A 12880-nucleotide genomic window follows, 5' to 3' on the forward strand; every position below is an offset into this window, starting at 1 on the left:
TCCTCCCTGGGCGCCGCCGCTTTTCGTTTCAGAAAGCCGCATCGGCCCGTGCAAGGCGATATAAGGCTTTCCCCGCAAGACCGCGCGGGCTAAGGGCGCGACATGCTGAGCTATCAACACGCCTATCATGCGGGAAACCTGGCCGACCTGCACAAGCACGCGCTGCTGGCCGCCGCGCTGGATTACCTGACGCGCAAGGACAAGCCGCTGTCCTATCTGGAAACCCATGCCGGTCGTGGCCTTTATCGGCTGGACGGGGCCGAGGCCACCAAGACCGGCGAGGCACGCGCCGGCATCCAGCGGGCCGAGGCGCAAGAATGGCTGCCCCCGGACCACCCGCTGCTGCGCGCCCTGACGCAGGTCCGCCGCAGCCATGGCCCGCTGGCCTATCCCGGATCGCCGCTGATCGCCGCGCATTTCCTGCGCCGGGGTGATTCCGCCCACCTGGCCGAGCTTCACCCCGCCGAATACGACGCCCTGACCCAAGTGGCGGGCTTTGCCGCCCTGCATCGCCAAGACGGATTCCAGATGGCGCAGGCCGTCTGCCCGCCCACGCCCCGACGCGGGATGATCCTGATCGACCCCAGTTACGAAGTGAAGGCGGATTACGCCGCCATCCCCCGCCAGATCGGACTGATCGCGCGCAAATGGAACGTCGGGGTCATCGCGCTGTGGTATCCCATTCTGACCGACAACCGCCATGCGCCGATGCTGGAGGCCTTGACCGCCGCCCATCCCGACGCCCTTCGGTCCCAGGTGTCCTTCCCCCCGGCCCGCCCCGGCCATTCGATGATCGGATCGGGCATGTGGGTGCTAAACGCCCCCTACGGGCTGGCGGACGAGGCCGCGCGGCTGGACGCCACCTTCCGCGCCCATGCCTGAACCGGGGGATTCCCCTGCCCCCGCCCCTGTGGCATGATCCCCCGACCCAACAAAACGGCCCCGTCATGTCGCAGCGTCTTTCCCTCAGCGCCACCGTGCTTTTGGCCCTGGCCGTGGCCCTGGGCCTGTATTTCGCCTTCGCCGCCGTGCAAGGCCCATCCGGCATCCTGCGCCGCATCCAGATCGAAGCCGAGACCGCCGAACTGGCCGTGGAACGCGACAAGCTGAAGGCCGAGGTCCAGGACATGCAGAACCTGACGCGCCGCATGTCGGACGAATATCTGGACCTGGATCTGCTGGACGAACGCGCCCGCGAAATCCTGGGCCTGATCCGCGCGGACGAGGTGATCCTGCGCTGAAAGCCGGGTCTGCGGTTCGCGGATTGCGCCTTTTGGACCGATGCGCTACGGATAGTTTAACGCTGAACTATTCCGACCGCGCTTCGAGGAGGGAACCCCCGCATGGCCAGAAAGCCTGCCACCGCAACCGATACGCAGACCGCCGCCGCGCCGTCGAACGTGTCCCGCGACGAGCTTTTGCAATATTACCGCGACATGCTGCTGATCCGCCGGTTCGAGGAAAAGGCCGGCCAGCTTTACGGCATGGGCCTGATCGGCGGCTTCTGCCACCTGTATATCGGGCAGGAAGCGGTGGTCGTCGGCCTGGAGGCCACGGCGAAGGAAGGCGACAAGCGCATCACCAGCTATCGCGACCACGGCCATATGCTGGCCTGCGGGATGGAAGCGCGCGGCGTGATGGCCGAACTGACGGGCCGCGAGGGAGGCTATTCCAAGGGCAAGGGCGGCTCGATGCACATGTTCAGCCGCGAAAAGCACTTCTATGGCGGCCATGGCATCGTCGCGGCGCAGGTGCCGCTGGGCGCGGGCCTGGCCTTCGCCGACAAGTATCTGGGCAATGACAACGTGACCTTCGCCTATTTCGGCGACGGCGCCGCGAATCAGGGCCAGGTCTACGAGACCTACAACATGGCCGAGTTGTGGGATCTGCCGGTGATCTTCGTGATCGAGAACAACCAGTACGCCATGGGCACCAGCGTCAAGCGGTCCACCAAATCGACCACGCTGTTCGGCCGCGGCGAGGCCTTCGGCATTCCCGGCGAACAGGTGGACGGCATGGACGTGCTGGCGGTGAAGGCTGCGGGCGAAAAGGCCGTGGCGCACTGCCGCGCGGGCAAGGGGCCGTATATCCTGGAGGTCATGACCTATCGCTATCGCGGCCATTCGATGTCCGATCCGGCGAAATACCGCACCCGCGAGGAGGTGCAGAAGATGCGCGACGAACGCGACGCCATCGAACATGTCCGCGAATTGCTGCTGCAAGGCAAGCACGCGACCGAGGACGACCTGAAGGCCATCGACAAGGACATCAAGGACATCGTCAACGATTCGGCCGAATTCGCCAAGGAAAGCCCGGAACCGGCCTTGGAAGAACTGTGGACCGACATTTACGCCGAAGACCTGCCCCAGGGCAGCGCCGAAGAAGTCGCCTGAGGGAGGGCTGAGTATATGGCAACCGAAATCCTGATGCCCGCCCTGTCCCCGACGATGGAGGAAGGCACGCTGGCGAAATGGCTGAAGAAGGAAGGCGACGCGGTGAAATCCGGCGACATCATCGCCGAGATCGAAACCGACAAGGCGACGATGGAATTCGAAGCCGTGGATGAGGGCATCCTGGGCAAGATCCTCGTGTCCGAAGGATCCCAGGGCGTGAAGGTCAACACCCCCATCGCGGTCCTGGTCGAGGAAGGCGAATCGGCCGACGACGTGAAGGCCGAGGCTCCGAAAGCCGCCCCCGCCGAGGCGAAGTCCGAAGCCCCCGCCGCGTCGGCCGTCGAACAGGTCAAGACGCCCGAGCCGGATCGCAGCCCCGACTGGCCCGAGGGCACCAGGATGAAGACCATGACCGTGCGGGAAGCCCTGCGCGAGGCCATGGCCGAGGAAATGGAACGCGACGAGACCGTCTTCCTGATGGGCGAGGAAGTTGGCGAATACCAGGGCGCCTACAAGATCAGCCAGGGCCTGCTGGACCGCTTCGGCCCGCGCCGCGTGGTCGATACCCCGATCAGCGAGATCGGCTTCGCGGGGATCGGCACCGGCGCGGCGCTTGCGGGCCTGCGCCCCATCGTCGAGTTCATGACCTTCAACTTCGCCATGCAGGCGATGGACCACATCATCAACTCGGCCGCCAAGACGCTGTACATGTCGGGCGGGCAGATGGGCTGCCCCATCGTCTTTCGCGGCCCGAACGGCGCCGCCGCCCGCGTGGGCGCCCAGCACAGCCAGGATTACGCGGCCTGGTACGCGGCGATCCCCGGCCTCAAGGTGGTGATGCCCTATACCGCGGCGGATGCGAAGGGCCTGATGAAGCAGGCGATCCGCGACCCGAACCCGGTCATCTTCCTGGAAAACGAGATCCTCTATGGCCGGTCCTTCGAAGTCCCGGACCTGCCCGATTTCACCATCCCCTTCGGCAAGGCCCGCATCGCGCGCACCGGCAAGGACGTGACGATCATCAGCTTCGGCATCGGCATGGCCCACGCGCTGGAAGCCGCCGACAAACTGGCCCAGGACGGGATCGAGGCCGAGGTGATCGACCTGCGCACCCTGCGCCCCATCGACTATGGCACGATCATCGACTCGGTGAAAAAGACCAACCGCTGCGTGACGGTCGAGGAAGGCTTCCCGGTCGGGTCCATCGGCAACCACCTGTCGGCCTATATCATGGAAAACGCCTTCGATTACCTGGACGCCCCGGTGATCAACTGCACCGGCAAGGACGTGCCCATGCCCTATGCGGCCAACCTTGAAAGACACGCGCTGATCACACCGTCCGAGGTCGTGGACGCCGTGAAAAAAGTCACCTACCGCTAAGGGGGAACGCGTTATGCCGACAGAAATCCTGATGCCCGCGCTGTCCCCGACGATGGAGGAAGGCACCCTGGCCAAATGGCTGGTGAAAGAAGGCGACGCGGTGAAATCCGGCGACATCATCGCCGAGATCGAGACCGACAAGGCGACGATGGAATTCGAGGCCGTCGATGAAGGCAAGATCGGCAAGATTCTCATCGCCGAGGGCAGCGCGGGGGTGAAGGTCAACACGCCCATCGCCGTGCTGCTGGAGGAGGGCGAGGACGCCTCGGCGGTCTCCAGCCCCGCGCCGTCCAAACCGGCCCCCGCCGCCGAGGAAAAGGCGGCCGCTGAAAAAGGCTACGGAGGCCCCGTCGGCGCCCCCGTCGCCGGCGAGGCGCCCAAGGCCGCGCCGCCCCGGCAGAACAGCGGCGACCGCATCTTCGCCTCGCCCTTGGCCCGTCGAATCGCGGCCGAAAAAGGCATCGACCTGTCGGGCATCACCGGCAGCGGCCCGCGCGGCCGGATCGTCAAGGCCGATGTCGAAGGCGCAAAGCCAGGCGCCGCCAAACCCGCAGCGGCCCCCGCCGCCGCACCGGCGGCGGCTCAGGCTGCCCCGCAGGCCCCCAAGGCCCCCTCGGCCGAGGCGATCCTCAAGATGTATGCCGACCGCGAGACGACCGAGGTCGCGCTTGACGGCATGCGCCGCACCATCGCCGCCCGCCTGGGTGAAGCCAAGCAGACCATCCCGCATTTCTACCTGCGCCGCTCGGCCAGGCTGGATGCGCTGATGAAATTCCGGGGCGACCTGAACAAGCAGCTTGAGGCCCGCAAGGTCAAGCTGTCGGTCAACGACTTCATCATCAAGGCCTGCGCCCTGGCCCTGCAAGAGGTTCCCGATGCCAACGCCGTCTGGGCGGGCGACCGGATCCTGAAGCTGAAGCCCTCGGACGTGGCGGTCGCGGTCGCCATCGAGGGCGGCCTCTTCACCCCGGTCCTGAAGGATGCGCATCAGAAGACCCTCTCGGCCCTGTCGACCGAGATGAAGGATCTCGCCAACCGGGCCAAGACCAAGAAGCTGGCCCCGCACGAATACCAGGGCGGCAGCTTCGCGATCTCGAATCTCGGCATGTTCGGGATCGAGAATTTCGACGCGGTCATCAACCCGCCGCATGGCGCGATCCTGGCTGTCGGCGCGGGCATCCAGACGCCCGTGGTTGAAAACGGCGAGGTGGTGATCCGCAACGTCATGTCGATGACCCTGTCGGTCGATCACCGCGTCATCGACGGCGCCCTTGGCGCGCAGCTGCTGGAAGCCATCGTCACTCATCTGGAAAACCCGATGGGCATGCTGGCCTGACACCTACCCGGACGAATGCAAAGGGGCGCCCTCGACAGGCGCCCCTTCTCTTTGCCTTGGTCCCAATATCCCGCAGGGGGTCCGGGGGACGCGAAGTCCCCCGGCTTTCGCGGGACGCAATCAGCCCAACGCGTCCTCGATGGCGCCGACGAACGCATCCAAGTCGCCCGGATTGCGGCTGGTGATGACGCCCCGATCCACCACGACCTTTTCGTCCACCACCTCGGCCCCGGCATTCTTCAGGTCGGTGCGGATCGAGCCATAGCCGGTCAAGCGGCGGCCCTGGGCCAGCCCCGCCTCGATCAGCAGCCATGGCGCGTGACAAACGGCGGCAACCGGCTTTCCCGCATCCGCGAAATCGCGGATCAGCGCCACGGCCTTGTCGTCCTGACGCAGGGTGTCGGGATTGATGACCCCACCCGGCAGGACAAGCGCGTCATAGTCACCTGCCGACAGACCGGCGATGGCCTTGTCCGCCGTCACCGACTTGCCCCAGTCGTCCTTGTCCCAGCCGGTGATCTCGCCTGCCTCGGGCGCGGCCACATCGACCTGATGGCCCGCAGCCTTCAGCTTTTCCAGCGGCACGAACAGTTCGGACTGCTCGAATCCGTCCGATGCCATGATCAGAACCCTTGCCATGAATGGCCTCCTTTCGCATCAGCCCACCCAATGCGAGCCGCCCCGCGAAGTTCCGGTCATTCGGCCGCCTGCCGGGGCCGGTTCAGCCCGATCCGCCGGGCGATCCAGCCGGTCAGCCGCCCCTGCCCGCCATGGATCAGCGAAAACAGCGCCGGCACGAACAGCAGCGACAGCACGGTCGACAGCAGCAGCCCGCCGATCACGGCGATCGCCATGGGCGCGCGGAATTCGCCCCCCTCGCCCGTCGCCAAGGCCGAGGGCACCATCCCCGCGCTCATCGCGATGGTGGTCATGACGATGGGGCGGGCACGCTTGTGCACCGCGTCCAGGATCGCCTCGCGCTTGGGCACGCCGCGCTCGATGGCGGTCAGCGCGAATTCCACCAGCATGATGGAATTCTTGGTGACGATTCCCATCAGCATCAGAAAGCCGATCACCACCGCCATGCTGATCGAATGGCCGGTCGCGAACAGCGCCAGGATCGCCCCGCCAATGGCCAGCGGCAGCGACAGAAGGATCGAGACCGGCGTGATGAAGTTGTGGAACAGCAGCACCAGCACGACATAGACCAGCATCACCCCCGCGCCCATGGCGGTGCCGAAGGCGCCGAAAACCTCGCCCATGATCTCGGCATCGCCCGAGGGCTGGATGCGCGTGCCGGGCGGCAGTTCGATCCGGGCTTGCAGCTCGGTCACCTGGGCGCTGACCGGCCCCAGCAGCTGCCCGTCGGCAAGGTTGGCGTTCACCGTGGTCTGGAACTGGCGGTCATATCGCCCGATCTCGGTCGCGCCCGCCGACAGCGCCACATCGGCGACCGCCCCCAGCGGCACCTGGCCCTGGGACGAATTGACCCGCAGATTCTGCACCGTCATCAGGTCGGCCCGCGCATCGGCGTTCAGCCGCACGACGATGGGGATCTGTTCGTCGCCCGCGTTGAACTTGGCCAGGTTGGCCTCGGTATCGCCCAGGGTCGCGACCCGCAGCGTCGTCGCCATGTCGCTGGCCGACACGCCCAGTTGCGCGGCCAGATCGGCGCGCGGCGTGATCTGGATTTCCGGGCGTTGCAGGCTGGCCGAACTGGTCACGCTTTCCAGCGAGGGCAGTTCGGCCATCGCGGCGCTCAGGCGTTCGGCGGCCAGGGCCGCGCCTTCGTCGGTGGTGCCCAGGACGTTGATGGTCAGATCGTTCTGGCCGTTCTCGTTCTGGAAGTTGATGCGCATATCGGGGGTGCCCGACAGGCGGCGCTTCAATTCCTCCTCCAGGACGAATTGCGACCGGTCGCGGGTTTCCTTCTTGCCATAGTTGATCATCACCCGCGCCTCGGTCACGTCGGATCCGTCGCTATAGACGAAGACCGATTGCGTTTCCGGCAATTCGGCAATCTGGGCGGACAGGCGGCGGGCGGCGTCCTCGGTCTCGGCGATGGTGGCGCCGGGGGGCAGTTCGACCTCGATCTGGCTGCGGCCGATGTCGGATGCGGGGATGAATTCGGTCGGCAGCAGCGTCGCGGAATAGATCGAGCCTGCGAAGATCCCGATACCCGTCAGCAGCGTCAGGCCGCGGTGGCGCATGGTCCAGCCGACGACGCGCATCAGGTTCCGCATCACGAAACCGTCGCGCTGTTCCGTGCCGTGCACCGTGCCGCGCATCAGATAGGCCGCCATCATCGGCGTGATGATGCGCGCCACCAGCAGCGAGAACAGCACCGAGACCGCAACCGTCAGCCCGAACTGCTTGAAATACTGCCCCGGAATCCCGCCCATGAAGCTGACCGGGGCAAAGACCGCGACGATGGAAAAGCTGATCGCGATCACCGTCAGGCCGATCTCGTTCGCGGCTTCCTCGCTGGCCTCAAACGGGGGCACGCCCATGCCGATATGGCGGACGATGTTCTCGATTTCCACGATGGCGTCGTCGACCAGGATGCCGGTGACCAGGGTGATGCCCAGCAGGCTGATGCCGTTCAGGGTAAAACCCAGCCAGTGCATCACGAAAAATGTGGGGATGATCGACAGGGGCAGCGCCACGGCCGCGACCAGCGTGGCGCGCCAGTTGCGCAGGAACAGGAACACCACGATCACCGCCAATGCCGCGCCTTCGTACAGCGTCTCCATCGCGCTGTGATAACTGGCCTCGGTATAGGTGGTGGCATCGTCGATAAGGCTGATCCGCACGTTCGGAAACCGCTCGCCGATCTGGGCCAGCCGTTCCTTGGCCCCGTCGCCCGTGGACAGGTCCGAGGCCCCTGTGGTGCGATAGATGCCGAAGGCCACGACGGGCTGGCCGTCCAGCAGGGCGAAGCTGCGTTCCTCGGCCGGGCCGTCGATGACGCGGCCCAACTGGTCCAGCCGGATCGTGCGGCCATCGGCGATCGAGATCGGCGCCGCAGCAAGCTGATCCACGCTGTCGGCGGCGCCCAGGGTACGGATCGAATATTCGCGCCCTGCAAGATCGCCGCGCCCGCCGCCCAGGTCGATGTTTCGGGCGCGAAGCTGGTTCGACACATCCGCCGCCGTCAGCCCATGGGCCAGCAGCCGGTCGGGGTCCAGTTCGACCTTGATCTCGCGGGCCGCCCCCCCGATGCGGGCGGTCTTGCCGACGCCATCGACCGTGGACAGGTCGCGCCCGATCACGTCATCCACGAATTTCGACAGCGATTCGATGGATTGGGTCGGATCGCTGACGGCATAGGTCAGGATCGGCATCCCGGTCACGTCCAGCCTCTGGACCAGCGGCTCGCTGATGCTTTCGGGCATCTGCTGGCGGACGTTCGACACCGCGTCCTTCACGTCGTTGACGGCGCGGTCGCTGTCGGTTTCCAGTTCGAATTCGACCACGATCAGCGCCGTGCTGTCCGTCGCGGTCGAGGTGATGTGCCGGACGCCGGTGACGGATGCGATGCTGTCCTCGACCGGCTGGATGACCTGGGTGGTCAGTTCGGCGGGCGCCGCGCCCGGCTGGTCGATGGTGACCTGGACGATGGGCAGGTCGATGTTGGGCATCGCCGTGACCGGCAGCCGCATGAAGCTGTAAAGCCCGACGATCACCAGGACCATGAAGACAGCGATGGACGGGACCGGATGGCGGATCGACAGGGCCGAGAAGTTCATGGCCCCGCCCCCTGGGCCGGGGTCGGTCGAACCTCGTCGCCGCTGCGGAAAAAGGCGCCGGACCGGGCGATGACCTGTTCGCCTAGGGCCAGGCCCTCGACGATTTCGCGCCGCCCGTCCCACAGCAGGCCCGCGCGCACCGGGCGGGTTTCGACGACGCCGTTGCGGACGACCTGCACCCGTTCGCCTGCGTCGTCGGCCAGCACTGCACCGGCGGGGACGGTGATCGCCTGGCGGCGGTCGGTGACGATCCAGCCGCTGGCGAACTGTCCGGTCCTGACGCCGCTGGCGGCATCCAGGGCGACGCGCATGATCCCCAGCCGCGTCACCGGATCGACCGAGGCCGGGACCAGCCGCACCGTTCCCGACACCGCGCCGACGCCCGCGACGCTGATCTCGGCCGGGTCGCCCACGCTCAGGCGGGGCAGCGCGGTCTCGATCACCTCGGCCGACATCTCGACCGCGCCATCGGCCAGCAGGGTGAACAGCGGGTCCGTGCCGCCGCCCGCCAAGGCGCCCAGTTCGGCGGTGCGGGTCACGACCACCCCGGCCACCGGGGCGGCGATCTGCGCCCGGTCAAGGTTCAGTTGCGCGATCCGCCGCGCCGCCTGCGCCTGCGCCAGCGCCGCGCGCGCCACCGCCAGCCCGTCGGCGGCGGATGCGGCCTGCGCCCGCGCGTTCGCCTCGGCCGCGACGGCGTCGTCCAGGGCCGATTGGGACGCGGTGCCTGCCTGGCGCAGGCGCTGCACGCGCTGCAAGGTGGCCTGCGCCTGGGTCAGCGACGCCGCCGCGCTGTCGATGGTGCTGTGCGCCTGGCCCACGCCCGCCTCGGCCCGCAGGAATTCCGCCTCGGCCTGTTCCAGTTGCGCCGACAGCGTGTCGGTGGACAGCCGCGCCAGCACCTGGCCCTTGGTCACGCTGTCACCCGCCTCGGCCAGGATTTCGGTAATCTCGTAACCCGAGACCTGCGGGAAGACCTGAACAAGCTGGCGCGCGACGATGCTGCCCGATACGGGGACGCGGGCCTGAACCTCGGCCATCGCGGCGGCGGCGACGGTGACCGCCGGGGCCGTGCGCGCGGGGGGTTCCGATGCGGATGCGGGTTCGTTGGCCGGGGCGGATGCCGGCACGGCAAGGGCGGCAAGAAGAACGGCAAGAAGGCGCATGGATCGGCCCGTCATCCCAGGATTGGCTGGCCGACCATATCGACAGATTGCCGCGCCAACAACGCGTGCCGTCGCCGCCCTCTAGAAGTTGACCGAGACGCCCGGCAGGTTCAGTTCCGCCACCAGGTCGCGCAGTTCCTGCCGCGCGGCGATGTTGGACATGGACAGCTGTTCGGTGCCGATATCCTTCAGATCCAGCAGCGTCAGCCCGCGCGGGAACAATTCGCGGAAGATGACGCGTTCGGAAAAGCCCGGCGCCACGCGGAAACCGATCCGCTTGGACAGGGTTTGCAGCGCGCCGCCGACCTTCCGCTTGTTGTGCATCTGCTGGGTGCCCAGGCGGTTCCTCAGCACCAGCCAGTCGATCGGCCCCGCCCCCGCCTGCGCGCGCATCTGCCGCGCCGACCAGACCATTTCCGCATAGATCGACGGCCCCAGGATCTTGCCCTCGGGCGACAGGCGGGCCAGCAGATCGAAATCGACGAAGCTGTCGTTCATCGGCGTGATCAGCGTGTCCGCGACCGTATGGGCCATCTGGCTCAGCTTCGTGTGCGAACCGGGACAGTCCAGCAGGATGAAATCGCAGCACTTTTCCAGTTCGGTCAGCGCCGGGGTCAGCGGATCGCCGCCCTCGCCCATGGTGCCGATGACGGGCATGGGCAGGTCCAGCCCTTCCCGCTGGGCGAAATGGGCGCGGTTTTCCAGATAGCGGCCGAAGCTGCGCTGGCGCACGTCCAGATCCAGCCCGCCGACCCGGTGCCCCATCCGCACCAGGGCGGTCGCCACATGCATCGAGGTGGTGGACTTGCCCGACCCGCCCTTTTCGTTCCCCACAACGATGATATGCGCCACAGCCACCCCTTGCCGGTCCTGATGTCGGCGCGGACCCTAGCCGCGCCGCCGCGCGAAGAAAAGCGCCGCCCGGCAAGTTCGCGTGGCGGCTGATGCCGCAAAGCCGCGCCTGCGGGATCGCGCAGGGCGGGACAGCACACAATCACGACCAGGAAAGTAGATTTTTCTTGCCAAGGCGGCGCCGCTCTGCCCTAATGATCCCAGGCCTGCACGGCAACCAGAAGGGAGGACGACCGACATGACCCCGAATTTCATCACCGGCCTTGCGCTTCAGACGCCGACGGCCGTCGTCAACCCTGCGGCGCTGTGGATGGACGACCTGCCCGGCCACCGCCGGGATCCGGGCTATGCCACCATTTCCGTGGGTCCGCGCCAGCAGGCGCAGGGTCCGATCGTCGGCCGCCTGCCCGACGGCCGCGTCAGCATCGAGGCGGGGGGCCGCATCCTGACCGGCCATACCGTGACGCCCCGGCCCGCGCCGCGCAGCCTGTGGGCGCGCCTCAGCGGGCGCGGCTAAGCCCGGCGGGCTGATCCGACCGCAGCAGCAGGGCCAGCGCGCCCAGCGTCGCCAAAATGCCCGGCAGCAGGACGATGCCGGGCGTTTCCTTGCCCAGGGCGGCTTCCAGAACGATCACCCATAGCGGCGTCAGATAGGTATAGGCCATCACCTTGGCCGAAGGCAGGCGCAGCGCCGCGTATTGCACCAGCATCGTGGTGATCGCACTGGCGAAGATCGCGACATAGAAGATGGTGACCCAGACAATTGCGGGAAGCTGACCCCAGGCGGTCGCGGTCAGCGCCCCCCATCCCCAGACCGCGGTCAGGATCCCGCCCGCCACCAGCGTCCCCAGGGACGAGATCAGCGGCCCTTCGCCCCGGTTCAGCTTGCGCACCAGCGGCGTATAAAGGGCGTGCAGCGCGCAACCGATGAAATAGATCGCCTCGCCCCGGCCGATCTGGAACCGCGCCATCGCCGCCAGGTCGGCGCGAAAGATCACCCACAGCGCCCCGGCCCCGCCCAAGGCCAGCGCCACGGCCAGATGCCCGGTCATCCTCTGACGCAAAAGCAGCCAGCCGAAGCCCGCCGCCATGATCGGCGTCAGGGTGAAGACCGCGCTTGCCGAGACGGCGGGGGCGGTCTTCAGCCCCTCGAACATCAGGACGAAATAGCCGGCGAAGGCGCCGCCCAGCAGCAGGTACCGCCACGGCGCCTGCAACAGCGCGCGCGGCCTGCCCGCGCCGGGGACCAGAAGCACGATTCCCACCAGAACCCCCGCCGCGATGATGAAGCGCGCGACCGTGATCGCCGCCGGGTCGATCAGGTTCGCCGCCCTGACGCCCAGCGAGAACGACCCCGCCACCAGGGCGGAAAACAGCAGCATCGCCGCATGGCCGCGCAGCGCCTCGGTCCGTGTCACGGGGCGACCGGCATGTTGCGACCCAGCATGTAGAATTCGTCGTTGGCGCGGAAATCCCCGGCATTGGCCATGCGGTTCGACATGCCGAAGAAGGCCGCGATGGCGCCGATGTCCCATATCTCGTCGGCATCGAAGCCCGCCTCGCGCAGCGCCTGATGATCCGCATCGCCGATCTGATAAGCGGCGGTCGTGACCTTTTCGGCATAGGCCAGCATCGCCCGTTCCCGGTCGGACAGATCGGCCTTGCGCCAGTTGACCGCCACCTGATCGGCGATCAGCGGGTTTTTCGCCCGGATCCGCAGGATCGCGCCATGGGCCACCACGCAATACTGACAGTTGTTGATGCCGCTGACGGCCACCACGATCATCTCTCGTTCGGCCTTGGACAGCCCGACATCCTTGTCCATCAATGCCTGGTGATAGGCGAAGAAGGCGCGGAACTCCTCGGGCCGATGGGCCAGCGCCAGGAACACGTTGGGCACGAAGCCGGATTTCTCGGCCACCTTGGCGATGGCGTCCTGCATATCCTGCGGCAGGGTCTTCAGATCGGGCACCGCGAAGCGGCTGATGGGGTGGGTCATGACGG

Annotated in this window: 12 protein-coding genes; 6 read left to right on the plus strand and 6 right to left on the minus strand. The window is 67.1% G+C overall.

What is annotated here, in order from left to right; all coding sequences use genetic code 11:
- Window positions 1–102: 102 nt before the first annotated feature.
- The 5 genes from rlmJ (at window position 103) to ACTJI6_RS13125 (ending at window position 5109) form a co-directional block, all read left to right on the plus strand.
- A complete protein-coding gene (rlmJ, locus tag ACTJI6_RS13105) occupies window positions 103–882 on the plus strand; it encodes a 23S rRNA (adenine(2030)-N(6))-methyltransferase RlmJ (RefSeq protein WP_126152664.1) in 780 nt (259 codons plus the stop codon).
- Window positions 883–947: 65 nt separating this feature from the next.
- On the plus strand, window positions 948–1241 hold the full coding sequence (locus ACTJI6_RS13110; protein WP_126153404.1) for an FtsB family cell division protein: 294 nt from the start codon (window positions 948–950) through the stop codon (window positions 1239–1241).
- Window positions 1242–1343: 102 nt separating this feature from the next.
- The gene (gene pdhA, locus ACTJI6_RS13115; protein ID WP_126153403.1) at window positions 1344–2393 is read left to right on the plus strand and encodes a pyruvate dehydrogenase (acetyl-transferring) E1 component subunit alpha; all 1050 of its coding nucleotides are present in this window, start codon (window positions 1344–1346) and stop codon (window positions 2391–2393) included.
- Window positions 2394–2408: 15 nt separating this feature from the next.
- Entirely contained in the window at window positions 2409–3773 is a 1365-nt protein-coding gene (locus ACTJI6_RS13120; RefSeq protein WP_440801271.1) for a pyruvate dehydrogenase complex E1 component subunit beta, read from the plus strand.
- A 13-nt stretch (window positions 3774–3786) separates the two neighbouring features.
- Window positions 3787–5109 carry a pyruvate dehydrogenase complex dihydrolipoamide acetyltransferase gene (locus ACTJI6_RS13125; protein ID WP_440801272.1) on the plus strand — a complete coding sequence of 441 codons (1323 nt, stop codon included), beginning with the start codon at window positions 3787–3789 and terminating at the stop codon, window positions 5107–5109.
- Between the two features lie 120 nt (window positions 5110–5229).
- Here ACTJI6_RS13125 and ACTJI6_RS13130 read toward each other — a convergent pair whose 3' ends face one another.
- From ACTJI6_RS13130 to ACTJI6_RS13145, 4 genes are all read right to left on the minus strand, one after another.
- Window positions 5230–5748, minus strand: a complete 519-nt coding sequence (locus tag ACTJI6_RS13130) for a type 1 glutamine amidotransferase domain-containing protein (protein ID WP_440801273.1) — start codon at window positions 5746–5748, stop codon at window positions 5230–5232.
- Between the two features lie 56 nt (window positions 5749–5804).
- On the minus strand, window positions 5805–8858 hold the full coding sequence (locus tag ACTJI6_RS13135) for an efflux RND transporter permease subunit (RefSeq protein ID WP_440801276.1): 3054 nt from the start codon (window positions 8856–8858) through the stop codon (window positions 5805–5807).
- A complete protein-coding gene (locus ACTJI6_RS13140) occupies window positions 8855–10024 on the minus strand; it encodes an efflux RND transporter periplasmic adaptor subunit (RefSeq protein ID WP_440801278.1) in 1170 nt (389 codons plus the stop codon). The genes ACTJI6_RS13135 and ACTJI6_RS13140 overlap by 4 nt, the downstream gene beginning before the upstream one ends.
- Before the next feature lie 81 nt (window positions 10025–10105).
- Complete coding sequence (locus ACTJI6_RS13145; protein ID WP_440801280.1) at window positions 10106–10876, minus strand: division plane positioning ATPase MipZ; 771 nt, start codon at window positions 10874–10876, stop codon at window positions 10106–10108.
- Between the two features lie 238 nt (window positions 10877–11114).
- Between ACTJI6_RS13145 and ACTJI6_RS13150 the strand changes: the two genes are divergently transcribed.
- Complete coding sequence (locus tag ACTJI6_RS13150; protein ID WP_440801282.1) at window positions 11115–11393, plus strand: hypothetical protein; 279 nt, start codon at window positions 11115–11117, stop codon at window positions 11391–11393.
- Here the strand turns inward: ACTJI6_RS13150 and ACTJI6_RS13155 are convergent.
- Window positions 11377–12258 carry a DMT family transporter gene (locus tag ACTJI6_RS13155; protein WP_440801359.1) on the minus strand — a complete coding sequence of 294 codons (882 nt, stop codon included), beginning with the start codon at window positions 12256–12258 and terminating at the stop codon, window positions 11377–11379. The genes ACTJI6_RS13150 and ACTJI6_RS13155 overlap by 17 nt on opposite strands.
- A gap of 32 nt (window positions 12259–12290) precedes the next feature.
- The gene (locus ACTJI6_RS13160) at window positions 12291–12875 is read right to left on the minus strand and encodes a peroxidase-related enzyme (protein WP_440801284.1); all 585 of its coding nucleotides are present in this window, start codon (window positions 12873–12875) and stop codon (window positions 12291–12293) included.
- Between the last annotated feature and the right edge of the window lie 5 nt (window positions 12876–12880).

It is taken from the genome of Paracoccus sp. 22332, from assembly GCF_052045125.1.
GTDB lineage: Bacteria > Pseudomonadota > Alphaproteobacteria > Rhodobacterales > Rhodobacteraceae > Paracoccus > Paracoccus haematequi_A.